Genomic DNA, 26,322 nt, shown 5'->3' on the forward strand with positions numbered 1-26,322 from the left:
ATTTAGCCATTAAATAATTCAGATTTAGATTGGGTTTGATCCCGCCACCCAACCAGTGCAGAGGGCAGAAGTGATGTTAAAGCCACCCGTGTGGGCATTGATATCTAGTACCTCGCCAGCAAAGTGGAGTCCAGGCACCAGCTTACTTTCTAGAGTTTTGGGATTGATTTCCTTGAGACTGACGCCCCCTTTGGTAACAAAGGACTTGGCAAGGGACATTTTTCCGGTCACAGGGATTTTGAGTACTTTGATAGACTGGAGAAGTTGTTCGCGTTCCTTTTCAGTCAGTTGTTTGACTTTTTCTGGATAGCCTTGCACAAAAAATTCTGCCAAGCGTTCTGGAAGCAAAGTTTTTAAAGCGTTTTTCAAGGATTTTTCACGATTTTCTTCTAGGAATGCAGCCAAGTCCTTCTCAGAAAGTTGAGGGAAAACATCCAGTGAGAGAACCTCCCCACCCTTGACAAAGCTAGACATACGCAGAGCAGCAGGGCCAGACAAACCAAAGTGGGTAAAAAGCAGATCGTGCGTGATGACATGTTTTCCATAGCTTAAGGTCACATCGTCTAGTGAAATCCCCTGAAGTGCTTTGTGTGGAAAATCCGTCAATAATGGACTTTCAGCAGCCTCAAGTTCGGTAATGGTGTGTTTAAAATGACGGGCAATCTCATGTCCAAAACCAGTCGAACCAGTGGAAGGATAGGATTTTCCACCAGTTGTGACAATCAGTTTATCACAAGTGAAGGTTTGGTCTGCGGACTTAAGGACAAACTGGTCGTCTATCTTTTTAACCGAAACAATCTCCGTTTTAGTAGCAACTCGACCACCGAGTTCAGTGATTTTCTTTTCCAAGGCCTCGATAATGGTCCGAGACTTGTCACTAGCAGGAAAGACGCGTCCGTGGTCTTCGACCTTAAGTTTAACACCATTTTCTGTAAAAAAATTAATGATATCATGGTTATCAAATTGGGAGAAGACACTGTAGAGAAAGCGCCCATTTCCAGGGATGCCAGCTAGTAGGTCATCTAGAGTTCCGTTGTTGGTTACATTGCAACGTCCCCCACCAGTACCAGCTAATTTTTTTCCAAGTTTCCGATTTTTTTCGATGAGGAGGGTTTTCTGTCCATAAAAGCTACTGGAAATCGTAGCCATCATACCAGCAGGACCTCCACCGATGACAATAGTATCAAAATGTTTCATAGCTCTATTGTACCACAAAAAAACAAGAGATGATGGTCACCTCTTGTCAAGAATGCAATTAATCAATTTCATATCCCATCAGCAAACCACCATCTTCTGCATAGAAACTGCAGAGACCAGATGTTGGGAGAATTTTAATATTCGCCTGTGGGAAATTTTCACGGATTCGGTCTGAAAGCTGTTGGCAACATTTCTCGTTATTGCGTTGAGCCATGACAATACGACCACCAGCATATCCTGCTTTCACTAACTCTTCATATGCTGCCTGAATCGATTTCTTTGCTCCTCTTGCTTTTTGTAGCAATTCAAGGGTTCCAGTTTCACTAGCTTCTCCGACCATACGGATGTTGAGAAGGCCAACGACTGTACCGATAAGCTTGCTCAAACGGCCATTTTTCACCAAGTTATCGACTTTAGCTAGGACAAAAAGTAACTTGGTTTTTTCTTGATAGGCAGTGATAGCTTCAACCACTTCTTCAAAAGATAAGCCTTGGTCAATCAAATCATTTAATTTTTCTACGAGCAAGTCAACTTCTCCACCAGCAGACAAACTATCAATTACATGAATCTTAGTGTCAGGATGGTCTTCTAGATAAATATTCTTTGCTAGTTGAGCACTATTGTGGCTTCCAGAAAGAGTACCAGTGATGGTTACTAGGAAAATGTTTTTGGCTCCTTCAAATGCTCGCAAATAATCATCTGGGCTTGGACAAGCTGATTTTGAAGCTTCTGCAGTTGCATACATGGTTTCCATCATTTGGTCAATGTCAAGACTGGCATCATCAACAAAGACCTGATCAGCTACTTGAATGGTTAAGGGGACACTTACAAAGGTCGTGTCAATAGCTGGTCTTGCCAGCTGACGATAATCACAACCAGAGTCAGCAATAATCTTCCAAGTCATAGAAATTCTCCATCTTTGTCAGTTATACATTGACAAAGGTTCTGTCTTTTTTTACAATTATATCATGAAAGCCCTTGAAACAAAAGCCTCATCCGTCTGTTGTGACAAGTAGAAAGAAAATGTTATGTCTGAACGTAGAATCTCTGAAAAGTCTCTTGAAAATCTCAGAAAATCAAACCAAGAATCCAATTTATTAACTAGAGAAGCCATCGAAACAGCCCTCTTGCAACTCTTGGAAAAAAAGGACTTGACCAAGATTAGTATTTCTGAATTGGTCAAACGTGCAGGCGTTTCTCGTGCAGCCTTTTACCGTAATTATGATTCCAAAGAGGAAATTTTAGAGAGTGTCTTTAAACGGAGTGTCCACAACATCATGGAACAACTGCACCATTATGATTTAAAGACAGATCTTTATCTGGTCTGGGTTCATCTTTTCCGGGAGGCCAGAAAGGAAGCCAGAGTGATTCAATTGGCCTTGGATTACCATCTGGAAAAAATCTTTGTCCAAGCCATGCAGGAATTTTTAGAAAAATACCATGGGAAATCAAAAGGTGTCAGCTCTTATCTTCATTCCTTTTGGAGCTCGGCCATCGTTTCTGTCCTTCTAAAATGGATCAAGGATGGCATGAAGGTACCAGCTGAAAAGATTGCAGATTTAGGTTTACCATTTTTTAAAAAATAGAGAAAAAGGAGAAGAGATATGACTGAAAAAAGACTAGCATGGGATGAGTATTTTGCAGCCCAAGCCTTACTAATTGCCAATCGTTCCACTTGTAAACGTGCCAAAGTGGGCGCAATTTTGGTAAAGGATAATAAAGTTATTTCCACTGGTTATAATGGTTCGGTGTCAGGGACTGAGCATTGTATTGATCACGAATGTCTGGTCATTGAAGGTCACTGTGTTCGCACTCTTCACGCAGAGGTTAATGCCATTCTCCAAGGTGCAGAACGTGGGGTTCCCAAAGGCTTTACAGCCTATGTGACCCACTTTCCATGTCTAAACTGTACAAAACAATTGCTTCAGGTTGGTTGTAAGCGCGTGGTTTATATCAACCAGTACCGAATGGACGACTATGCCCAATACCTTTATCAAGAAAAGGGAACAGAATTAACCCATTTACCACTTGAGACAGTGCAGGCAGCTCTTAAAGAGGCGGATTTAATGTAAAAATTATCAAAAATAAATGGTTTAGAAAGATTTTTAAACCGTTTTTTGGTATAATAAGAAGAATAAATTGAAAGAAGGAATTCCAAAAATGGGAAAAATTGAAGTTATTAATCATCCATTGATTCAACACAAATTGTCAATCTTGCGTCGTACAGATACTTCTACAAAAGCTTTTCGTGAGCTAGTAGATGAGATTGCAATGTTGATGGGGTATGAAGTACTTCGTGATCTTCCACTAGAAGATGTGGAAATCGAAACACCAATCACAAAAACAGTTCAAAAACAATTGGCAGGTAAGAAATTGGCCATCGTTCCAATCTTGCGTGCAGGTATCGGGATGGTGGATGGACTCTTGAGCTTGGTTCCAGCTGCTAAGGTTGGCCACATCGGTATGTACCGTGATGAAGAAACGCTTCAACCAGTTGAGTACTTAGTGAAATTGCCTGAAGATATTGACCAACGTCAAATTTTTGTGGTAGACCCAATGTTGGCAACAGGTGGCTCAGCAATCTTGGCTGTTGATTCTCTTAAAAAACGTGGCGCATCAAATATCAAATTTGTCTGCCTTGTATCTGCTCCAGAAGGTGTTAAAGCCCTTCAAGAAGCTCATCCAGATGTAGAAATCTTTACAGCAGCCTTGGATGAACGTTTGAACGAACACGGATATATCGTTCCAGGTCTTGGAGATGCTGGAGACCGCTTGTTCGGTACAAAATAACATCGAAAAGAAGAATGATTTGGAAAAGTATTTCCAGTCGTGAAAGGGGGTTGAATTTTTGTTTCTGTCTGATGAAAACAGAGCAAAAATTTGACCTTTTTTGACCAAGATATTATAATAGTCTTATCTTCAGTCATTTGACCAACAAAATTAAAACTCAAAAGGAGAAATGAATGATTCCTGTAGTTATTGAACAAACAAGCCGTGGGGAACGTTCCTACGATATTTACTCACGTCTTCTTAAAGACCGCATCATTATGCTGACAGGCCCAGTTGAAGACAATATGGCCAACTCTGTTATTGCCCAGTTGCTTTTCTTGGATGCCCAAGATAGTACAAAGGATATTTACCTTTATGTCAATACACCTGGTGGTTCCGTTTCAGCTGGTTTGGCAATCGTTGATACCATGAACTTTATCAAGGCAGATGTCCAAACCATTGTTATGGGAATGGCAGCATCTATGGGGACGGTCATTGCATCAAGTGGAGCAAAAGGCAAACGTTTCATGCTTCCAAATGCAGAGTATATGATCCACCAACCAATGGGTGGTACAGGTGGAGGTACTCAGCAAACCGATATGGCGATCGCTGCAGAACACTTGCTTAAAACTCGTAATACCTTGGAAAAAATCTTGGCTGAAAATTCAGGTCAGTCAATCGAAAAAGTTCACGCAGATGCAGAACGCGATAACTGGATGAGTGCCCAAGAAACACTTGAATATGGCTTTATTGATGAAATCATGGCCAACAATTCATTGAATTAATGATCAAAGAAGGCAAACTCGACTGGGTTTGCTTTTTTTGGTATAATAGGGAGAGATTTCTTAGAAAGAGGATTTATCATGTTTGAAAAAGTCAATCGATCTGGCTTGATTATCTATCTTTACTATAATCGTGATGCCAAAAAATTGCAGGATTATGGAGATATTACCTATCATTCCAAGAAACATCGTTACTTACAACTCTATGTTCCAACTCAAGAAATGGAGCAATTGGTCGGGCGCTTGGGCAAGGAAAAGTTTATAAAAAAAGTCAGGGTTTGTCATATCCAAGAGCTGGAAACACCCTTTGTGGGCAATCTTCATCGAGAGGAAAACGTTATCATCGAAAAAGTTCAAGAAAAGTGTTGACAATTTTCTGATAATTCGGTATATTCTTAACATGCTATTTATTTAAGAAATAAGGAGACAAAAAAAGATGAAGAAAAAATTTGCCCTATCGTTTGTGGCGCTTGCAAGTGTAGCACTTCTTGCAGCCTGTGGAGAAGTGAAGTCTGGAGCGTCAAACGCTGCTGGTAACTCAGTAGAGGAAAAGACAATCAAAATTGGATTTAACTTCGAAGAAACTGGTGCCGTAGCTGCCTACGGAACATCTGAACAAAAAGGTGCCCAACTTGCCGTTGATGAAATCAATGCAGCAGGTGGTATCGACGGAAAACAAATCGAAGTAGTTGATAAAGATAATAAATCTGAAACTGCTGAGGCGGCTTCAGTAACAACTAACCTAGTAACCCAATCTAAGGTATCAGCAATCGTAGGACCTGCGACATCTGGTGCAACTGCAGCTGCTGTAGCTAACGCTACAAAAGCAGGTGTTCCATTGATTTCGCCAAGTGCGACTCAAGATGGATTGACTAAAGGTCAAGATTACCTCTTTATCGGAACATTCCAAGATAGCTTCCAAGGAAAAATTATCTCAAACTATGTTACTGAAAAATTAAACGCTAAGAAAGTTGTTCTTTACACTGACAATGCCAGCGACTATGCTAAAGGTATTGCTAAAGCCTTCCGTGAAGCTTACAAAGGTGAAATCGTTGCAGATGAAACTTTCGTAGCAGGTGACACAGACTTTCAAGCAGCCCTTACAAAAATGAAAGGGAAAGACTTTGATGCTATCATCGTCCCTGGTTACTACACTGAAGCTGGTAAAATTGTAAACCAAGCGCGTGGTATGGGAATTGATAAACCAATCGTTGGTGGTGATGGATTCAACGGTGAAGAGTTTGTACAACAAGCAACTGCTGAAAAAGCATCAAACATCTACTTTATCTCAGGCTTCTCAACTACTGTAGAAGTTTCAGCTAAAGCAAAAGCTTTCCTTGATGCTTACCGTGCTAAGTACAACGAAGAGCCTTCAACATTTGCAGCCTTGGCTTATGACTCAGTTCACCTTGTAGCAAACGCAGCAAAAGGTGCTAAAAACTCAGGTGAAATCAAGGATAACCTTGCTAAAACAAAAGATTTTGAAGGTGTAACTGGTCAAACAAGCTTCGATGCAGACCACAACACAGTCAAAACTGCTTACATGATGACCATGAACAATGGTAAGGTTGAAGCAGCAGAAGTTGTAAAACCATAATAGAAAAATGTTGAAATAGGGAATGAGCCTCTGACTCACTCCCTGTTTCGGTGTTTAAGAACCTATCAAAAAGTGAGGGGAAACCCTCAAAATTATAAATAGAAAGAGTGAATCTTATGCTCCAACAACTAGTAAATGGTTTGATTCTAGGTAGTGTTTATGCGCTGTTAGCCCTAGGATATACCATGGTTTACGGAATTATCAAGCTCATCAACTTCGCCCACGGTGATATTTATATGATGGGAGCCTTTATCGGTTATTTCTTGATTAATTCTTTCCAAATGAATTTCTTTGTAGCTCTTATTGTAGCTATGTTAGCGACAGCCATTCTTGGTGTCGTGATTGAGTTCCTTGCTTACCGACCTTTGCGTCACTCTACTCGTATTGCTGTTTTGATTACAGCTATTGGGGTTTCTTTCCTATTGGAGTATGGGATGGTCTATCTGGTTGGTGCCAATACCCGTGCCTTCCCTCAAGCGATTCAAACAGTTCGCTATGATTTGGGACCAGTTAGCCTAACAAACGTGCAGTTAATGATTTTGGCCATTTCCTTGATTTTGATGATTTTGTTACAAGTCATTGTCCAAAAGACTAAGATGGGGAAAGCCATGCGTGCAGTATCCGTAGATAGCGATGCAGCGCAATTGATGGGGATCAATGTAAACCGTACTATCAGCTTTACCTTCGCTTTGGGGTCAGCTCTTGCGGGTGCGGCTGGTGTTCTGATTGCCCTTTATTATAACTCTCTTGAGCCTTTGATGGGGGTTACTCCAGGTCTTAAGTCTTTCGTTGCCGCAGTACTTGGTGGTATCGGAATTATTCCTGGTGCGGCTCTTGGTGGCTTTGTGATTGGTCTATTGGAAACCTTTGCGACAGCCTTTGGAATGTCAGACTTCCGTGATGCCATTGTTTATGGAATCCTGTTGTTGATCTTGATTGTCCGCCCAGCAGGTATTCTTGGTAAAAATGTGAAAGAGAAGGTGTAAACGATGAAAGAAAATTTAAAAGTTAATATTCTATGGTTACTCCTTTTGTTAGCTGGCTATGGCTTGATTAGTGTATTGGTTTCAGTTGGAGTACTAAACCTATTCTATGTACAGATTTTACAACAAATTGGAATTAATATTATTCTGGCTGTTGGTCTCAACTTAATCGTTGGTTTTTCAGGCCAATTTTCACTTGGTCATGCTGGTTTCATGGCGATTGGTGCCTATGCAGCAGCTATTATTGGTTCTAAATCACCAACCTACGGTGCCTTCTTTGGAGCTATGCTTGTAGGGGCTTTGCTTTCAGGAGCAGTTGCCTTGCTTGTCGGAATTCCAACCTTGCGCTTGAAGGGGGACTATCTTGCGGTAGCGACTCTAGGTGTTTCTGAAATTATCCGTATCTTTATCATCAATGGCGGAAGCCTTACAAATGGTGCGGCAGGTATCTTGGGAATTCCTAACTTTACAACTTGGCAAATGGTTTACTTCTTTGTCGTGATTACAACTATTGCAACCTTGAACTTCTTGCGTAGTCCAATTGGTCGTTCAACCCTTTCTGTTCGTGAGGATGAAATCGCTGCTGAGTCAGTTGGGGTTAATACGACTAAAATTAAAATCATCGCCTTTGTCTTTGGTGCCATTACTGCAAGTATTGCAGGGTCACTTCAGGCAGGATTTATCGGTTCAGTTGTACCGAAAGATTACACTTTCATCAACTCAATCAATGTTTTGATTATTGTTGTATTTGGTGGACTTGGTTCCATTACAGGTGCTATTGTTTCAGCTATTGTTCTTGGAATTTTGAATATGCTTCTCCAAGATGTTGCTAGTGTGCGTATGATTATTTATGCTTTGGCCTTGGTATTGGTAATGATTTTCAGACCAGGTGGACTACTTGGGACATGGGAATTGAGCCTATCACGTTTCTTTAAAAAATCTAAGAAGGAGGAACAAAACTAATGGCATTACTTGAAGTAAAACAGTTAACCAAACATTTTGGCGGTCTAACAGCTGTTGGAGATGTGACTCTTGAATTGAACGAAGGGGAATTGGTTGGACTAATCGGTCCAAATGGAGCTGGTAAAACCACCCTTTTCAATCTCTTGACAGGTGTTTATGAACCAAGTGAGGGAACAGTAACACTAGATGGTCACCTTTTGAATGGAAAGTCACCTTATAAGATTGCTTCTTTGGGACTTGGACGTACATTCCAAAATATCCGTCTCTTTAAAGATTTAACAGTTTTGGACAATGTTTTGATTGCTTTTGGCAACCATCACAAACAACATGTTTTTGCTAGTTTCTTACGCTTACCAGCTTTTTACAAGAGTGAAAAAGAATTAAAGGCTAAGGCTTTGGAATTGTTGAAAATCTTTGATTTAGATGGTGATGCAGAAACTCTTGCTAAAAATCTTGCCTACGGACAACAACGTCGTTTGGAAATTGTTCGTGCTCTCGCTACGGAACCTAAAATTCTCTTTTTAGATGAACCAGCAGCAGGTATGAACCCACAGGAAACAGCCGAATTGACTGAGTTAATTCGTCGTATCAAAGATGAATTTAAGATTACGATCATGCTGATTGAACACGATATGAATCTGGTCATGGAAGTGACAGAACGTATCTACGTACTTGAATATGGTCGTTTGATTGCTCAGGGAACTCCAGACGAAATTAAGACCAATAAACGCGTTATCGAAGCTTATCTAGGAGGTGAAGCCTAATGTCTATGTTAAAAGTTGATAATCTTTCTGTGCATTACGGTATGATCCAAGCAGTCCGTGATGTAAGCTTTGAAGTAAATGAAGGAGAGGTTGTTTCCCTTATCGGTGCCAATGGTGCAGGTAAGACAACCATTCTCCGTACCTTGTCTGGTTTGGTTAGACCGAGTTCAGGAAAGATTGAATTTTTAGGTCAAGAAATCCAAAAAATGCCAGCTCAAAAAATCGTGGCAGGTGGTCTTTCACAAGTTCCAGAAGGACGCCACGTCTTTCCTGGCTTAACTGTTATGGAAAATCTTGAAATGGGAGCTTTCTTAAAGAAAAACCGTGAAGAAAATCAAGCCAACTTGAAGAAAGTTTTCTCACGCTTTCCTCGTCTTGAAGAACGGAAGAACCAAGATGCAGCTACTCTTTCAGGGGGAGAACAGCAAATGCTTGCCATGGGACGCGCCCTCATGTCAACACCAAAACTTCTTCTTTTAGATGAACCATCAATGGGACTTGCCCCAATCTTTATCCAAGAGATTTTTGATATCATTCAAGACATCCAGAAACAAGGAACAACCGTCCTCTTGATTGAACAAAATGCCAATAAAGCACTCGCAATCTCTGACCGAGGCTATGTATTGGAAACAGGGAAAATCGTTCTATCAGGAACAGGAAAAGAACTCGCTTCATCAGAAGAAGTCAGAAAAGCATATCTAGGTGGCTAAAAAGGTCCGGGGGACCTTTTTAGTCGGCGGATGAAGATTGCGAAGCAATTATCAAATCCACTGGATTGTTTTAGTCGGTGGATGAGGATTACGAAGTAATCATCATTATAGTCCAGGGGATCTTTTTAGTTGACAGATATAGATTGTAAAGCAATCTTTATCTACATTAAAAGGTTAATTTCTAATAATTGAAAAAAATGGAATGAAACGTTTCTTACATTCATTCAGAGGGCTCGATTTCAGAGCTCTTTTTGCTAGCTTATTCATACTTTTCTGAATTTTGAAAAAGAAATGTAAGCGTTTGATAGATTTACAAAAAGATTGTATAATAGGGATAAGAATAGAAAAGGAGAAGTCTCATGGCAGTTAAAGATTTTATGACCCGCAAGGTAGTTTATATTAGTCCAGATACAACAGTATCTCATGCAGCAGATTTGATGAGAGAGCAAGGGTTGCACCGCTTGCCTGTTATCGAAAATGATCAATTGGTTGGTTTGGTAACTGAGGGAACCATTGCCCAAGCTAGTCCATCCAAAGCAACAAGTCTTTCTATCTATGAGATGAATTATCTTCTAAATAAGACAAAAGTAAAAGATGTGATGATTCGTGATGTTGTCACTGTTTCAGGCTATGCGAGTCTAGAGGATGCAACTTATCTGATGTTGAAAAACAAGATTGGTATTCTTCCTGTCGTAGATAACCATCAAGTCTATGGGGTTATTACGGACCGTGACGTTTTCCAAGCCTTTCTTGAAATCGCAGGTTATGGCGAAGAAGGGATTCGTGTACGCTTTGTTACGGAAAATGAAGTTGGTGTACTCGGAAAGATTGTTTCTTTGATTGTAGAAGAAAATTTGAATATCTCTCATACAGTCAATATTCCGCGTAAGGATGGTAAGGTCATTATCGAAGTTCAAATCGATGGATCAATTGATTTACCAGCCTTGAAAGAAAAATTTGAATCAGAGAATATTCAAGTAGAAGAGATTACTCGTACTTCAGCAAAAGTCTTGTAAGAAGGGAAGCCGAAAGGCTTCTTTTTACGTGCAATAAGGGATTAGATCAAAAGATGGAAAGAAATGATAGATTATGGTATAATAAAATGATACAAAAAAGGAGTATTTATGGACATTTCAGAAATTCGTCAGAAAATTGACGCAAATCGTGAAAAATTAGCTTCTTTCAGGGGGTCTCTTTGACCTCGAGGGTCTAGAGGAAGAGATTGCCATCTTGGAAAACAAGATGACAGAACCTGATTTTTGGAACGATAATATCGCGGCCCAAAAAACGTCGCAAGAATTAAATGAATTAAAAAACACCTACAACACCTTCCACAAAATGGAAGAGTTGCAGGATGAAGTTGAAATTTTATTAGACTTTTTAGCTGAAGACGAGTCAGTGCATGAAGAATTGGTTGCACAGCTATCAGAACTCGATAAAATGATGACTAGCTATGAGATGACCCTTCTCTTGTCAGAACCTTATGACCATAATAATGCGATTTTGGAAATCCATCCAGGATCAGGTGGTACTGAAGCTCAGGACTGGGGTGATATGTTACTTCGTATGTACACTCGCTATGGAAATGCCAAAGGATTTAAAGTAGAAGTTTTGGATTACCAAGCAGGAGATGAAGCTGGTATTAAGTCAGTAACCCTATCATTTGAAGGGCCTAATGCCTATGGCCTTCTCAAGTCAGAAATGGGTGTTCACCGTTTGGTGCGAATTTCACCATTTGACTCTGCTAAACGTCGCCATACCTCTTTCACATCGGTGGAAGTAATGCCAGAATTGGATGATACCATTGAAGTGGAAATTCGTGAAGATGATATCAAGATGGACACCTTCCGTTCAGGTGGAGCTGGTGGACAAAACGTCAATAAGGTTTCCACAGGTGTACGTTTAACACATATTCCTACTGGGACTGTTGTCCAGTCAACGGTCGATCGTACCCAGTATGGAAATAGAGATCGTGCCATGAAGATGTTGCAGGCTAAGCTCTATCAAATGGAGCAAGAAAAGAAAGCAGCGGAAGTTGATTCTCTCAAGGGTGAGAAAAAGGAAATCACATGGGGAAGCCAAATCCGTTCATATGTTTTCACGCCTTATACTATGGTAAAAGATCATCGAACTAGCTTTGAAGTTGCGCAGGTAGATAAGGTTATGGATGGGGACCTAGATGGTTTTATCGATGCCTACCTCAAGTGGCGAATCAGCTAAGATAGAAAGGAACTCACATGTCAATCATTGAAATGAGAGATGTCGTCAAAAAATACGACAACGGAACGACTGCTTTGCGAGGTGTCTCAGTCACTGTTGAACCCGGGGAATTTGCCTATATCGTAGGTCCGTCAGGAGCTGGGAAATCAACATTTATTAGAGCTTTGTACCGTGAAGTAAAAATCGAAAAAGGAAGCTTAACTGTTGCTGGTTTTAATCTGGTTAAAATTAAAAAGAAAGATGTCCCTCTCCTACGTCGTAGTGTTGGGGTTGTCTTCCAAGATTATAAACTGTTACCAAAGAAAACCGTTTATGAAAATATTGCTTATGCAATGGAAGTTATTGGTGAGAGCCGCCGTAATATCAAAAAACGTGTTATGGAAGTTTTAGACTTGGTTGGATTGAAGCATAAGGTTCGTTCTTTCCCAAATGAACTTTCAGGGGGAGAACAGCAACGGATTGCGATAGCACGTGCCATTGTAAACAATCCAAAAGTATTGATTGCGGACGAACCAACAGGAAACTTGGACCCAGATAATTCATGGGAAATTATGAACTTGCTGGAACGCATCAATCTCCAAGGTACAACTGTCTTGATGGCTACCCACAACAGTCAGATTGTAAATACCTTGCGCCACCGTGTCATTGCCATTGAAAATGGCCGTGTCGTTCGTGACGAAGCTAAAGGAGAATATGGATACGATGATTAGTAGATTTTTTCGTCATTTATTTGAATCATTAAAAAGTTTGAAACGAAATGGCTGGATGACAGTAGCTGCTGTCAGTTCAGTTATGATTACTTTGACCTTGGTTGCAATATTTGCATCTGTTATCTTTAATACGGCTAAACTAGCTACAGATATCGAAAATAATGTCCGAGTAATGGTATACATTCGTAAGGACGTAGCTGATAATAGTGAGACTATTGAAAAAGAAGGTCAAACTGTTACAAATAACGACTACCACAAGGTATATGATGCTTTGAAAAGTATGTCAACCGTTAAAAGTGTTACGTTTTCAAGTAAAGAAGAACAATATGAAAAGTTGACAGAAACAATGGGGGACAACTGGAAAATCTTTGAAGGCGATGCCAATCCTCTCTATGATGCATATATCGTTGATACCAATACACCAAGTGATGTAAAGACAGTAGCAGAAGAGGCTAAAAAAATCGAAGGTGTATCAGAAGTTCAAGATGGTGGTGCTAATACAGAACGCTTGTTTAAGTTAGCCTCCTTTATTCGTGTCTGGGGACTAGTTATCGCGGGATTATTGATTTTCATTGCGGTGTTCTTGATTTCTAATACTATTCGTATCACCATTATTTCACGAAGCCGTGAAATTCAAATCATGCGTTTAGTAGGTGCTAAGAACGGCTATATCCGTGGACCTTTCTTGCTTGAAGGTGCCTTCATTGGTTTGCTTGGAGCAACTCTTCCGTCAGTTCTGGTATTTATTGTCTATAAAATGGTTTACCAATCGGTTAATAAGTCATTGGTTGGTCAGAACCTTTCAATGATATCACCAGAGGTATTCAGTCCACTTATGATTGCTCTATTATTTGTGATTGGAATTTTTATCGGTTCAATCGGATCAGGAATTTCAATGCGCCGATTCCTGAAAATCTAAAATAAAATAGAATTATATTTGAGGAGATTTTAATATCTCCTTTTTTACTACAAAAATTTTAGAAAAAAGTCTCCTTTTTTTTGTAAAAGCCTTTACAAAAAAAATTAAAGTGGTATAATTAAATCATAAAAGGTGCAAACGTTTTCGTAAAACGTTTGCCTAAATAAAAATAAAGGAGATTTGAATGATGAAAGATACATTCAAAAATGTCTTGTCTTTCGAATTTTGGCAAAAATTCGGTAAGGCTTTGATGGTGGTTATCGCGGTTATGCCGGCTGCTGGTTTGATGATTTCAATCGGTAAGTCTATCGTGATGATTAACCCAACCTTTGCACCACTTGTAATCACTGGTGGAATTCTTGAGCAAATTGGTTGGGGGGTTATCGGTAACCTTCACATTTTGTTTGCCCTAGCCATTGGAGGTAGCTGGGCTAAAGAACGTGCTGGTGGTGCTTTCGCCGCTGGTCTTGCCTTCATCTTGATTAACCGTATTACTGGTACAATCTTTGGTGTATCAGGTGATATGTTGAAAAATCCAGATGCTATGGTAACTACTCTATTCGGTGGTTCAATCAAAGTTGCTGATTACTTTATCAGTGTTCTTGAAGCTCCAGCCTTGAACATGGGTGTATTCGTAGGGATTATCTCAGGTTTTGTAGGGGCAACTGCTTACAACAAATACTACAATTTCCGTAAACTTCCTGATGCACTTTCATTCTTCAACGGGAAACGTTTCGTACCATTTGTAGTTATTCTTCGTTCAGCAATCGCTGCAATTCTACTTGCTGCATTCTGGCCAGTAGTTCAAACAGGTATCAATAGCTTTGGTATCTGGATTGCTAACTCACAAGAAACTGCTCCAATCCTTGCACCATTCTTGTATGGTACTTTGGAACGTTTGCTCTTGCCATTTGGTCTTCACCACATGTTGACAATCCCAATGAACTATACAGCTCTTGGTGGTACTTATGAGATTTTGACAGGTGCAGCTAAAGGTACTCAAGTATTTGGTCAAGACCCACTATGGCTTGCATGGGTAACAGACCTTGTAAACCTTAAAGGTACTGATGCTAGTCAATACCAACACTTGTTAGATACTGTTCACCCAGCTCGTTTCAAAGTTGGACAAATGATCGGTTCATTCGGTATCTTGATGGGTGTGATTGTGGCTATCTACCGTAATGTTGATGCTGATAAGAAACACAAATACAAAGGTATGATGATTGCAACAGCTCTTGCAACATTCTTAACAGGGGTTACTGAACCAATCGAATACATGTTCATGTTTATCGCAACACCTATGTATCTTGTTTACTCACTTGTTCAAGGTGCGGCCTTCGCTATGGCTGACGTAGTAAACCTACGTATGCACTCATTCGGTTCAATCGAGTTCTTGACTCGTACACCTATTGCGATTAGCGCTGGTATCGGTATGGATATCGTTAACTTCATTTGGGTAACTGTTCTCTTTGCTGTAATCATGTACTTTATCGCAAACTTCATGATTCAAAAATTCAATTACGCAACTCCAGGACGTAACGGAAACTACGAAACTGCTGAAGGTTCAGAAGAAGCTAGCAGCGAAGTGAAAGTTGCAGCAGGTTCTCAAGCTGTAAACATTATCAACCTTCTTGGTGGACGTGCAAACATCGTTGATGTTGATGCATGTATGACTCGTCTTCGTGTAACTGTAAAAGACGCTGACAAAGTCGGTGATGCAGAACAATGGAAAGCAGAAGGAGCTATGGGTCTTGTCATGAAAGGACAAGGAGTTCAAGCTATCTACGGTCCAAAAGCAGACGTATTGAAATCTGATATCCAAGATATCCTTGATTCAGGTGAAATCATTCCTGAAACTCTTCCAAGTCAAATGACAGAAGCACAACAAAACACAGTTCACTATAAAGGTCTTACTGAGGAAGTATACTCAGTAGCTGACGGTCAAGTTGTTGCTTTGGAACAAGTAAAAGATCCAGTATTTGCTCAAAAAATGATGGGTGATGGATTTGCTGTAGAACCTGCAAATGGAAACATTGTATCTCCAGTTTCAGGTACTGTATCAAGCATCTTCCCTACAAAACATGCTCTTGGTCTTGTGACTGAAGCAGGTCTTGAAGTACTTGTTCACATTGGTTTGGACACAGTAAGTCTTGAAGGAAAACCATTTACAGTTCATGTAGCAGAAGGACAAAAAGTTGCAGCAGGTGACTTACTTGTCACAGCTGACTTGGATGCTATCCGTGCAGCAGGACGTGAAACTTCAACAGTAGTTGTCTTCACAAATGGTGATGTTATTAAATCAGTTAAATTAGAACAAACAGGTTCTCTTGCAGCTAAAACAGCAGTTGCTAAAGTAGAATTGTAATATACTTGAGGTTGGAAGCTGTTTTCCAACCTCTTGTTTTAGGAGAAAAACATGAAATTTTTAACACTCAATACTCATAGCTGGATGGAAAAAGAAGCTGAGGAAAAATTCCAGCTCTTGCTTGAAGATATTCTTGAAAAAGACTATGATTTGATTTGTTTCCAAGAAATCAATCAGGAGATCACCTCGCCAGAGGTGGAGGTTAATGATCTCTATCAAGCTTTGCCAGCAGCTGAGCCTATTCATCAAGACCACTATGTTAGACTTTTGGTTGAAAAGTTGTCAGAACAAGGGAAAAATTACTACTGGACTTGGGCCTATAATCATATCGGTTATGACCGCTACCATGAAGGTGTGGCTATTTTGTCTAAAACACCTATTAAAGCCAGAGAAATTTTGGTTTCAGATGTGGATGATCCAACAGACTATCATACTCGCCGTGTTGCCCTGGCTGAAACTGTAGTTGATGGTAAGGAGTTAGCAGTTGCTAGTGTCCACCTTTCTTGGTGGGATAAAGGTTTCCAAGAAGAATGGGCACGATTTGAGGCTGTCTTGAAAGAATTGAACAAGCCACTTTTGCTTGCTGGAGATTTCAATAACCCAGCTGGTCAGGAAGGTTACCAAGCAATTTTAGCTAGTCCATTAGGCTTACAAGACGCATTTGAAGTTGCTCAAGAGAGAAGTGGTAGCTATACTGTTCCACCAGAAATTGATGGATGGAAGGGGAACACAGAACCCCTTCGAATCGACTATGTTTTTACTACCAAGGAGTTAGCGGTGGAAAATTTACATGTCGTATTTGATGGTAACAAGAGTCCACAAGTGAGTGATCACTATGGCTTGAATGCTATTTTAAACTGGAAATAATGACTGAAAAGAGGTTGGGATTCACAAATTCCAGCCTTTTTTACTAGAGAAGCTACTAGAAATAGCCTAAATAAGTGAGACTACTGAAATGGAATAAAATGTGGTATAATTGAACAGATAGATAGAATCGAGGATATTATGTCATTTACGAAATTTCAATTTAAAAACTATATTAAAGAAGCCTTGGAGGAGTTGAAATTTACAACTCCTACAGAGGTGCAAGATAAGTTGATTCCGATTGTCTTGGCAGGTCGTGACCTAGTCGGTGAATCGAAAACAGGTTCAGGTAAGACTCATACTTTCTTGTTGCCGATTTTCCAGCAATTAGATGAAGCTAGCGATAGTGTACAAGCAGTGATTACGGCACCGAGCCGTGAGTTGGCTACTCAGATTTACCAAGCAGCTCGTCAGATTGCAGCCCACTCAGAAGTGGAAGTTCGTGTGGTTAATTATGTGGGTGGTACGGATAAGGCTCGCCAGATTGAGAAATTGGCAAGCAATCAGCCTCATATTGTTATCGGAACACCAGGCCGTATCTACGACTTGGTTAAATCCGGTGACCTGGCTATTCACAAGGCTAGGACCTTTGTGGTCGATGAGGCAGACATGACCTTGGATATGGGATTCTTGGAAACTGTTGATAAGATTGCTGGCAGCCTTCCAAAAGACTTGCAATTCATGGTCTTCTCAGCGACTATTCCACAAAAATTACAACCATTCTTGAAAAAATACTTGTCAAATCCTGTTATGGAGAAAATAAAGACCAAAACGGTCATTTCTGACACTATTGATAATTGGTTGATTTCGACCAAGGGACGTGACAAGAATGCTCAAATTTATCAATTGACTCAGTTGATGCAACCGTATTTGGCAATGATTTTTGTTAACACTAAGACACGTGCTGATGAATTGCATTCATATTTAACTGCTCAAGGATTGAAGGTAGCGAAGATTCATGGAGATATTGCCCCTCGTGAACGTAAGCGAATCATGAATCAGGTAAAAAATCTTGATTTTGAGTATATTGTCGCAACAGACTTGGCGGCGCGTGGGATTGATATTGAAGGTGTTAGTCATATTATCAATGACGCCATTCCGCAAGATTTATCCTTCTTTGTGCACCGTGTTGGTCGTACCGGACGCAATGGCCTACCAGGTACAGCTATTACCCTTTACCAGCCAAGTGATGACTCGGATATCCGTGAGTTGGAGAAATTGGGAATCAAGTTTACTCCTAAGATGGTCAAAGACGGGGAATTTCAAGATACTTATGACCGTGATCGTCGTGCCAACCGTGAGAAAAAACAAGATAAACTTGATATCGAAATGATTGGTTTGGTTAAAAAGAAAAAGAAAAAAGTCAAACCGGGTTATAAGAAGAAAATTAAATGGGCGGTTGATGAAAAACGCCGCAAAACCAAACGCGCTGAAAATCGTGCTCGTGGCCGTGCAGAGCGTAAAGCAAAACGTCAAACATTTTAATAGTAATTGTTGGAGTACTGACCTCCAACTTTTTTTATTTATGAGAACGAAATATCTACATTGAAACACTACATTAAAGACTGCAAATTACGCTTAAAAATGGTATAATGATAAAGTTATATAGTCCCGATAAGATGGTAGGCATTTATCACTAATAGTTTTCCTATCAGTACTTTGTAACTCGCAAAGAATGACGGCTCTAAAGTAGTCGCTCGTCATTCAACGGTTGCCGCTATAACGCGGTCACCCTATGCGCCTTACTAGCTTCAGAAATAAAAAAGTATCGTTTTTATTTCTTTCGCGTCGTAACTCTTAGAAAATGAAAATACCTATCAGTACTTTGTAACTCTATAACACTATTTTTAAGGGGGGACATTTTTATGTCAGAACGTAAATTATTCACGTCTGAATCTGTATCTGAGGGGCATCCAGATAAGATTGCAGACCAAATTTCAGATGCGATTTTGGATGCTATTTTAGCTAAGGATCCGGAGGCGCACGTTGCTGCTGAGACAGCTGTATATACTGGATCTGTCCACGTTTTTGGTGAAATTTCTACAAATGCCTATGTGGATATTAACCGTGTGGTTCGTGATACCATTGCAGAGATTGGATATACCAATACAGAATACGGTTTTTCTGCTGAGACAGTGGGAGTACACCCATCTTTGGTGGAACAATCTCCTGACATTGCTCAAGGCGTTAACGAAGCCTTGGAGGTTCGTGGAAATGCAGACCAGGATCCACTGGACTTGATTGGTGCTGGAGATCAAGGGCTCATGTTTGGATTTGCAGTGGATGAAACAGAAGAGCTCATGCCATTGCCAATTTCACTCAGCCATAAATTGGTTCGTCGTCTGGCAGAACTTCGTAAGTCTGGTGAAATTAGCTATCTTCGCCCAGATGCTAAATCACAAGTTACAGTTGAATATGATGAAAATGACCGTCCAGTACGTGTGGACACAGTCGTGATTTCAACTCAGCACGATCCAGAAGTCAGCAACGAACAAATTCACAATGATGTCATTAACAAGGTTATCAAAGAGGTTATTCCAGCTTCTTACTTGGATGGGCAAACAAAATTCTTCATCAATCCAACTGGACGTTTTGTAATCGGTGGGCCTCAAGGGGACTCAGGTTTGACTGGTCGTAAGATTATCGTAGATACTTATGGAGGCTACTCTCGTCATGGTGGCGGTGCCTTCTCTGGTAAGGATGCGACTAAGGTGGACCGTTCTGCGTCATATGCGGCTCGTTATATTGCCAAGAATATCGTTGCAGCGGGTCTTGCTAAGAAGGCAGAAGTGCAATTGGCCTATGCCATCGGTGTTGCGCAACCTGTTTCTGTTCGTATCGATACCTTTGGTACAGGAACAGTAGCTGAAAGCAAACTTGAAAAAGCGGCTCGTCAAATCTTTGATCTTCGCCCAGCAGGAATTATCCAAATGCTGGATCTTAAGCGTCCAATTTACCGTCAAACAGCGGCTTATGGTCACATGGGACGTACAGATATTGATCTTCCATGGGAACGTTTGGATAAGGTAGATGCTTTGAAAGAAGCAGTCAAATAAAATCTTAAGAGGGGGACTTCCTCTCTTTTTTAATATACTATTTCCTTTAAAATCATTGAAATTATAGCCTTAATTTGATATGATGGTCTTATGGATAAAAGTAGAGCAAATCGTGTTGAGCATGATAAAAAGAGAATCGGTTTAATAGCCCTGGTAGCTATCTTTTCGGTAAGTATTTGTGTCCTTGGTTCAATGATTGGATACAAAGTATATACAAAGCAAAGTTTCGAACAAAAAATTGAGTCTTTAAAAAATGATAAAGATAATCAATTGAGTGAGGGAAATCAGAAAGATCATTTTCGTAAGGGACAAGCAGAAGTAATTGCCTATTATCCTCTCCAAGGGGAGCAAGTCATTTCATCTGTAAAAGAAATCATGATACAGGATATTAAGGAAAATCTGGAAGACAAGGAAAATCTGGTTTTTTATTATACGGAGAAACAGGATTCGACTTTAAAAGGGATTGTCAACCGAAGTGTGATGAAACAAGTCTATGATTTAACTTCGTCAAAAGTTGAAGAGACTGAAAAAACTAGTCTAGCGAAAGTGCATTTGACAGAAAATGGTAAACCTTTTACCCTTGATCAACTATTTTCAGATGCTAGTAAGGCTAAAGAGCAACTGATAAAAGAACTGACTTCTTTCTTACAGGACAAGAAATTGGAGCAAGAAAAGATTGATCAAGTTGTTAAAGGTTTCTCTGACCAAGACTTGTCTGCATGGAATTTTGATTACAAGGATAGTCAGATTATCCTTTATCCAAGTCAGTCAGTTGAAAATCTAGACGAGATTGCCTTGCCAGTATCTAGTTTCTTTGAAGTTATTCAGTCCTCTTATTTATTAGATAAGGATGCAGAGCTATATAAGGCTTATTATGAAAAGAAAAATCGTAAAGTAGTGGCCCTGACTTTTGATGATGGACCAAATCCTGCAACGACAAATCAAGCATTAGATACTCTTTCTAAGTATGGTATCAAGGCAACTTTCTTTGTTCTAGGTAAGAATGTTTCTGGAAATGAAGAGATTTTGAAACGCATGAAATCGGATGGACATGTCATTGGAAACCATAGTTGGAGTCATCCAGTGCTTTCAAAACTTTCCCTTGATGAAGCTAAAAAACAAATTACTGATACTGAGGATGCGCTAACTAAAGTGTTGGGTTCTAGTTCCAAACTCATGCGTCCGCCTTATGGAGCCATTACAGACGACATTCGCAATAGCCTTGATTTGAGCTTTATTATGTGGGATGTGGATAGTCTGGACTGGAAGAACAAAAATGAAGCAGCGATTTTGACAGAAATTCAACGAGAAGTCAAGAATGGTTCTATTATTCTCATGCATGATATCCATGCTGAGACGGTCAATGCTCTACCGAAGGTTATTGACTATTTGAAAGGGCAAGGGTATGACTTTGTGACCATTCCAGATTTGTTAGATACTCGTCTTAAAGCTCACCAGCTCTACTACGACCGCAATCAATAATACACAAAATCTAAAGAGAAAAGTTTTCCTTGAAAATTTGGCTCTTTGGATTTTCTTCTCATAGAAAGGAAAAATAATGAAATCTTATACTTTAAACAATGGTGTTACAATTCCAGTACTGGGATTTGGAACCTGGAAAGCTGAAAATGGAGAGATTGCATATCAAGCTGTACTAGAGGCTTTAAAGGCAGGCTATCGCCATATCGATACGGCAGCTATTTATAAAAATGAAGAAAGCGTTGGTCGTGCCATTCAAGATAGTGGAGTTCTGCGTGAGGAAATTTTTGTAACCAGCAAACTCTGGAATACAAATCATAGCTATGAGCAAGCTCGTCAGGCTTTTGAAGAGTCTTTAGAGAAACTTGGCTTGGATTATTTGGATTTGTATTTGATTCATTGGCCAAATCCAAAACCGCTCAGAGAAAATAACCACTGGAAAATCCGAAATTCAGAAGTTTGGAGAGCTATGGAAGACCTCTATCAAGAAGGCAAAATCCGTGCTATTGGAGTTAGTAATTTCCTTCCCCATCATTTGGATGCCTTGCTTGAAACAGCAACTATCGTTCCAGCGGTCAATCAAGTTCGTTTGGCTCCAGGTGTGTATCAAGAGGAAGTGGTAGATTACTGTCTAGAAAAAGGAATTTTATTGGAAGCTTGGGGCCCTTTTGGTCAGGGAGAACTGTTTGATAGCAAGGAAGTACAAGAAATCGCAGCAAATCACGGAAAGTCTGTTGCTCAGATAGCCTTGGTCTGGAGCTTGGCAGAAGGATTTTTACCCCTTCCAAAATCTGTCACAGCGTCTCGTATTCAGGCTAATCTTGATTGTTTTGAAATTGAACTGAGTCATGAGGAGAGAGAAACTTTAAAAACAATTGCTGTTCAGTCTGGTGCTCCACGAGTTGATGATATGGATTTCTAGAAAATCATAAAAAGAATTGTACATTGTTCTAATTTTTGATATAATAGTCAGCAGGAAAGAAAGTCTTATGGCGTTCTTCAAGCGAGCTTGGGATAGTGGGAGCCAAGTAGGGCAAAATAAGGAACTGGCGCTTTCTGTAATATTTTTAAAAACAATGAAGTAATAAATTAGGGTGGAACCGCGTTTCTGACGCCCCTAGTCGCAAGGCTTGGGTGTTGAAATTCGGTTCTTTTTGAATTCGTCTAATGCCTAAGTAGAAAGGAGCATAATGCTTAAAGGATCTTGTTTATGTAAAGCAGTGACCTACACTCTAGATGAGGAATTATCGGAATTAGTTTTTTGTCATTGCTCATTTTGTCGGAAAGCAACTGCGTCTGCCTATACAGTTAATGCTAAAGTTAGCAGTGAAAAGCTAGTATTGCATGGAAAAGAAAAGCTTGTTTCCTATAGTTCTTCTCCAGGAAAACAGCGTTATTACTGCCAGAACTGTCATAGTCAAATTTTCACTGTTCAAGAAAATATACCAGAAGTCTGTGCTTTGAAATTAGGTACAATAGATGAAAGCGATCAGAATTTACAAACTGTTCCTAAACGTCATATTTTTCAGGACCCAGCCTTTTCTTGGTTGCTTGAAAAATAAATCTAAGAAGATAATATAAATTAAAGGAGTATTCAATGTCTAAGAAATTAACATTTCAAGAAATTATTTTGACTTTGCAACAATTTTGGAATGACCAAGGTTGTATGCTTATGCAGGCTTATGATAATGAAAAAGGTGCGGGAACAATGAGTCCTTACACTTTCCTTCGCGCTATCGGACCTGAGCCATGGAATGCGGCTTATGTAGAGCCATCACGTCGTCCTGCTGACGGTCGTTACGGAGAAAATCCTAACCGTCTTTACCAACACCACCAATTCCAGGTGGTCATGAAGCCATCTCCATCAAACATCCAAGAACTTTACCTTGAGTCTTTGGAAAAATTGGGAATCAATCCTTTGGAGCACGACATCCGTTTTGTTGAGGATAACTGGGAAAACCCATCAACTGGTTCAGCTGGTCTTGGTTGGGAAGTTTGGCTTGACGGTATGGAAATCACTCAGTTCACTTATTTCCAACAAGTCGGTGGATTGGCAACTGGCCCTGTGACTGCGGAAGTTACCTATGGTTTAGAGCGTTTGGCTTCTTACATTCAAGAAGTAGACTCTGTCTATGATATCGAATGGGCTGATGGTGTAAAATACGGAGAAATCTTCATCCAGCCTGAGTACGAACACTCAAAATATTCATTTGAAATTTCGGATCAAGAAATGTTGCTTGAAAACTTTGATAAGTTTGAAAAAGAAGCTGGTCGTGCTTTGGAAGAAGGTTTGGTTCACCCCGCCTATGACTATGTTCTCAAATGTTCACATACCTTTAACCTGCTTGATGCGCGTGGTGCCGTATCTGTAACCGAACGCGCAGGCTATATCGCCCGTATCCGTAACTTGGCCCGTGTCGTAGCCAAAACCTTTGTCGCAGAACGCAAACGCCTAGGTTACCCACTTTTAGATGAAGAAACAAGAGCTAAACTCTTAGCAGAAGACGCAGAATAGTGAGTAATACTGTGCTCTAAAATCGTTAGAGGCAAGTCGAAGACTTGCTAGAGGGATATGCACCGCCGTACTTTTATGTGGGGATTTTTGAAACCTTATACTCTTCGAAAATCAAATTCAAACCACGTCAGCTTAACCTTGCCGTACTCAAGTACAGCCTACGGCTAGCTTCCTAGTTTGCTCTTTGATTTTCATTGAGTATTAGGTTCAAAAATCAGTCAGCTAAATCCACTTTGATGAGACTGTTGGAAATCTTGATTAATTTAGCATTAGATTTCCATACAGACTCACAAAGTTAGTTAGCGACGTCCCAAGTACCTAAGGTGCATATCAAAAAAGATTGAAGAAAATGTAAAGGAAAAAACATGACAAAAAACTTATTAGTAGAACTCGGTCTTGAAGAATTACCAGCCTATGTTGTTACACCAAGTGAAAAACAACTAGGCGAAAAAATGGCAGCCTTCCTTAAGGAAAACCGCCTGTCTTTTGAAGCTATTCAGACCTTCTCAACACCACGTCGTTTGGCTGTTCGTGTGACTGGTCTTGCAGACAAACAGTCTGATTTGACAGAAGATTTCAAGGGTCCAGCAAAGAAAATTGCCTTGGATAGTGATGGAAACTTCACCAAAGCAGCTCAAGGATTTGTTCGTGGAAAAGGATTGACTGTTGAAGATATCGAATTCCGTGAAATCAAGGGTGAAGAATATGTCTATGTTACCAAGGAAGAAATTGGTCAAGCAGTTGAAGCCATTGTTCCTGGTGTTGTAGATGTCTTGAAGTCCTTGACTTTCCCTGTCAGCATGCACTGGGCTAACAACACCTTTGAATACATCCGCCCTGTTCACACTTTAACTGTTCTTTTAGATGAAGAAGAGTTTGATTTGGATTTCCTTGATATCAAGGGTGATCGTGTGAGCCGTGGTCATCGTTTCTTGGGGAAAGAAACCAAAATTCAGTCAGCATTGAGCTACGAAGAAGACCTTCGTAAGCAGTTTGTAATCGCGGATCCTCGTGAACGTGAGCAAATGATTGTTGACCAAATCAAAGCAATCGAAACTGAGCATGGTGTACGTATCGAAATTGATGCTGATTTGCTTAATGAAGTCTTGAACTTGGTTGAATACCCAACTGCCTTTATGGGAAGTTTTGATGCCAAATACCTTGAAGTTCCAGAAGAAGTTTTGGTGACTTCAATGAAAGAACACCAACGTTACTTTGTTGTTCGTGATCAAAACGGCAAACTCTTGCCAAATTTCATTTCAGTCCGTAACGGAAACGCAGAGTATTTGGAAAATGTCATCAAAGGAAATGAAAAAGTCTTGGTAGCTCGCTTGGAAGACGGAGAATTCTTCTGGCGTGAAGACCAAAAATTGGTGATTTCAGATCTTGTTGAAAAATTAAACAATGTGACTTTCCATGAGAAAATTGGTTCCCTTCGTGAACACATGATTCGTACTGGTCAGATTGCTATTCTCTTGGCAGAAAAAGCAGGCTTGTCAGCGGATGAAACAGTTGATCTAGCCCGCGCGGCAGCCATTTACAAGTTTGACTTGTTGACAGGTATGGTTGGTGAGTTTGACGAGCTCCAAGGAATTATGGGTGAGAAATATGCCCTTCTTGCTGGGGAAACTCCAGCGGTGGCAGCTGCTATTCGTGAACACTACATGCCTACTTCAGCTGAAGGAGAACTTCCAGAGAGCAAGGTCGGCGCAGTGCTTGCCATTGCAGACAAATTGGATACGATTTTGAGCTTCTTCTCAGTAGGTTTGATTCCATCAGGGTCTAATGACCCTTATGCTCTTCGTCGTGCAACTCAAGGTGTAGTTCGTATCTTGGATGCTTTTGGTTGGCACATTGCTATGGATGAGCTGATCGATAGCTTTTATGCTTTAACATTTGACAGCTTGACTTATGAAAATAAAGCAGAGGTTATGGACTTTATCAAGGCTCGTGTTGATAAGATGATGGGCTCTACTCCAAAAGATATTAAGGAAGCTGTACTTGCAAGTTCGAACTTTGTTGTGGCAGATATGTTGGAAGCAGCAAGTGCTCTCGTAGAAGCAAGCAAGGAAGAAGACTTCAAACCATCTGTGGAATCACTTTCTCGTGCCTTTAACTTGGCTGAAAAGGTAGAAGGAGTTGCAACAGTTGATTCAGCACTTTTTGAAAATGACCAAGAAAAAGCTTTGGCGGAAGCAGTAGAATCACTTATTTTATCAGGATCTGCCAGTCAGCAATTGAAACAACTCTTTGCGCTTAGCCCAGTCATTGATGCATTCTTTGAGAATACCATGGTTATGGCTGAAAATGAAGCAGTCCGTCAAAATCGTTTGGCAATCTTGTCGCAATTAACCAAGAAAGCAGCTAAACTTGCACGTTTTAACCAAATCAATACCAAATAAAATCTGTTGAACGGATTAAATCTTATC

At 40.2% G+C, this 26,322-nt stretch carries 25 protein-coding genes; 23 read left to right on the plus strand and 2 right to left on the minus strand.

The window, feature by feature from the left end:
* Positions 1-24: 24 nt before the first annotated feature.
* Both ACLNCW_RS05925 and ACLNCW_RS05930 read right to left on the minus strand, forming a co-directional pair.
* Positions 25-1,197 (minus strand): NAD(P)/FAD-dependent oxidoreductase, encoded by a 1,173-nt coding sequence (locus ACLNCW_RS05925; RefSeq protein ID WP_424845538.1) that lies wholly within the window; start codon positions 1,195-1,197, stop codon positions 25-27.
* Positions 1,198-1,255: 58 nt separating this feature from the next.
* On the minus strand, positions 1,256-2,101 hold the full coding sequence (locus ACLNCW_RS05930; RefSeq protein WP_424845540.1) for a DegV family protein: 846 nt from the start codon (positions 2,099-2,101) through the stop codon (positions 1,256-1,258).
* 124 nt (positions 2,102-2,225) lie between these two features.
* Here ACLNCW_RS05930 and ACLNCW_RS05935 point away from each other — a divergent pair, with 124 nt between their 5' ends.
* The 23 genes from ACLNCW_RS05935 to glyS all read left to right on the plus strand — a co-directional run bounded on the left by ACLNCW_RS05935 (position 2,226) and on the right by glyS (position 26,295).
* Positions 2,226-2,783 (plus strand): TetR/AcrR family transcriptional regulator, encoded by a 558-nt coding sequence (locus ACLNCW_RS05935; protein WP_000004131.1) that lies wholly within the window; start codon positions 2,226-2,228, stop codon positions 2,781-2,783.
* A gap of 18 nt (positions 2,784-2,801) precedes the next feature.
* Positions 2,802-3,269: a deoxycytidylate deaminase gene (locus ACLNCW_RS05940; protein WP_000136973.1), complete on the plus strand. Its 468-nt coding sequence runs from the start codon at positions 2,802-2,804 to the stop codon at positions 3,267-3,269.
* 88 nt (positions 3,270-3,357) lie between these two features.
* A complete protein-coding gene (gene upp, locus ACLNCW_RS05945) occupies positions 3,358-3,987 on the plus strand; it encodes a uracil phosphoribosyltransferase (RefSeq protein WP_000515974.1) in 630 nt (209 codons plus the stop codon).
* A 173-nt stretch (positions 3,988-4,160) separates the two neighbouring features.
* Complete coding sequence (gene clpP / locus ACLNCW_RS05950) at positions 4,161-4,751, plus strand: ATP-dependent Clp protease proteolytic subunit ClpP (protein ID WP_000613475.1); 591 nt, start codon at positions 4,161-4,163, stop codon at positions 4,749-4,751.
* 78 nt (positions 4,752-4,829) lie between these two features.
* Positions 4,830-5,117, plus strand: a complete 288-nt coding sequence (locus ACLNCW_RS05955; RefSeq protein ID WP_000462118.1) for a YlbG family protein — start codon at positions 4,830-4,832, stop codon at positions 5,115-5,117.
* 67 nt (positions 5,118-5,184) lie between these two features.
* Positions 5,185-6,345: an ABC transporter substrate-binding protein gene (locus tag ACLNCW_RS05960; RefSeq protein ID WP_000726121.1), complete on the plus strand. Its 1,161-nt coding sequence runs from the start codon at positions 5,185-5,187 to the stop codon at positions 6,343-6,345.
* Positions 6,346-6,461: 116 nt separating this feature from the next.
* On the plus strand, positions 6,462-7,331 hold the full coding sequence (locus ACLNCW_RS05965; protein ID WP_000941427.1) for a branched-chain amino acid ABC transporter permease: 870 nt from the start codon (positions 6,462-6,464) through the stop codon (positions 7,329-7,331).
* Between the two features lie 3 nt (positions 7,332-7,334).
* Entirely contained in the window at positions 7,335-8,291 is a 957-nt protein-coding gene (locus ACLNCW_RS05970) for a branched-chain amino acid ABC transporter permease (RefSeq protein WP_000662290.1), read from the plus strand.
* Positions 8,291-9,055, plus strand: a complete 765-nt coding sequence (locus ACLNCW_RS05975; protein ID WP_001185997.1) for an ABC transporter ATP-binding protein — start codon at positions 8,291-8,293, stop codon at positions 9,053-9,055. The genes ACLNCW_RS05970 and ACLNCW_RS05975 overlap by 1 nt, the downstream gene beginning before the upstream one ends.
* Positions 9,055-9,765: an ABC transporter ATP-binding protein gene (locus ACLNCW_RS05980; RefSeq protein ID WP_000062200.1), complete on the plus strand. Its 711-nt coding sequence runs from the start codon at positions 9,055-9,057 to the stop codon at positions 9,763-9,765. The genes ACLNCW_RS05975 and ACLNCW_RS05980 overlap by 1 nt, the downstream gene beginning before the upstream one ends.
* Positions 9,766-10,124: 359 nt before the next feature.
* A complete protein-coding gene (locus ACLNCW_RS05985; protein ID WP_004256822.1) occupies positions 10,125-10,781 on the plus strand; it encodes a CBS domain-containing protein in 657 nt (218 codons plus the stop codon).
* A gap of 108 nt (positions 10,782-10,889) precedes the next feature.
* A protein-coding gene (prfB, locus tag ACLNCW_RS05990) for a peptide chain release factor 2 (RefSeq protein ID WP_125386088.1) occupies positions 10,890-11,985 on the plus strand; the annotation gives its coding sequence in 2 pieces (ribosomal slippage) (positions 10,890-10,961 and positions 10,963-11,985; 1,095 coding nt in all).
* A 17-nt stretch (positions 11,986-12,002) separates the two neighbouring features.
* Entirely contained in the window at positions 12,003-12,695 is a 693-nt protein-coding gene (gene ftsE, locus ACLNCW_RS05995) for a cell division ATP-binding protein FtsE (protein ID WP_004263501.1), read from the plus strand.
* The gene (gene ftsX / locus ACLNCW_RS06000) at positions 12,688-13,614 is read left to right on the plus strand and encodes a permease-like cell division protein FtsX (RefSeq protein WP_424845545.1); all 927 of its coding nucleotides are present in this window, start codon (positions 12,688-12,690) and stop codon (positions 13,612-13,614) included. Before ftsE ends, ftsX begins: the two co-directional genes overlap by 8 nt.
* A gap of 184 nt (positions 13,615-13,798) precedes the next feature.
* Positions 13,799-15,979, plus strand: a complete 2,181-nt coding sequence (locus tag ACLNCW_RS06005) for a PTS transporter subunit IIBC (RefSeq protein WP_203180481.1) — start codon at positions 13,799-13,801, stop codon at positions 15,977-15,979.
* 51 nt (positions 15,980-16,030) lie between these two features.
* Entirely contained in the window at positions 16,031-16,846 is an 816-nt protein-coding gene (locus tag ACLNCW_RS06010; protein WP_261082872.1) for an endonuclease/exonuclease/phosphatase family protein, read from the plus strand.
* A gap of 138 nt (positions 16,847-16,984) precedes the next feature.
* Positions 16,985-18,328, plus strand: coding sequence for a DEAD/DEAH box helicase (locus ACLNCW_RS06015; protein ID WP_424845548.1), 1,344 nt, complete (start codon positions 16,985-16,987; stop codon positions 18,326-18,328).
* 380 nt (positions 18,329-18,708) lie between these two features.
* Positions 18,709-19,899, plus strand: a complete 1,191-nt coding sequence (metK, locus tag ACLNCW_RS06020) for a methionine adenosyltransferase (protein ID WP_203180479.1) — start codon at positions 18,709-18,711, stop codon at positions 19,897-19,899.
* A gap of 90 nt (positions 19,900-19,989) precedes the next feature.
* Positions 19,990-21,381: a peptidoglycan-N-acetylglucosamine deacetylase PgdA gene (gene pgdA, locus ACLNCW_RS06025; RefSeq protein ID WP_424845550.1), complete on the plus strand. Its 1,392-nt coding sequence runs from the start codon at positions 19,990-19,992 to the stop codon at positions 21,379-21,381.
* A 76-nt stretch (positions 21,382-21,457) separates the two neighbouring features.
* A complete protein-coding gene (locus ACLNCW_RS06030; RefSeq protein ID WP_424845552.1) occupies positions 21,458-22,300 on the plus strand; it encodes an aldo/keto reductase in 843 nt (280 codons plus the stop codon).
* Positions 22,301-22,568: 268 nt separating this feature from the next.
* Positions 22,569-22,940, plus strand: a complete 372-nt coding sequence (locus ACLNCW_RS06035; protein ID WP_000912013.1) for a GFA family protein — start codon at positions 22,569-22,571, stop codon at positions 22,938-22,940.
* Between the two features lie 35 nt (positions 22,941-22,975).
* Positions 22,976-23,893 (plus strand): glycine--tRNA ligase subunit alpha, encoded by a 918-nt coding sequence (gene glyQ, locus ACLNCW_RS06040; protein ID WP_000038736.1) that lies wholly within the window; start codon positions 22,976-22,978, stop codon positions 23,891-23,893.
* A gap of 365 nt (positions 23,894-24,258) precedes the next feature.
* Entirely contained in the window at positions 24,259-26,295 is a 2,037-nt protein-coding gene (gene glyS / locus ACLNCW_RS06045; RefSeq protein WP_424845554.1) for a glycine--tRNA ligase subunit beta, read from the plus strand.
* The last annotated feature ends 27 nt before the right edge of the window (positions 26,296-26,322 follow it).

The sequence above is a fragment of the Streptococcus sp. CL6.22 genome (assembly GCF_049738055.1).
Taxonomy (GTDB): Bacteria; Bacillota; Bacilli; order Lactobacillales; family Streptococcaceae; genus Streptococcus; species Streptococcus mitis_DJ.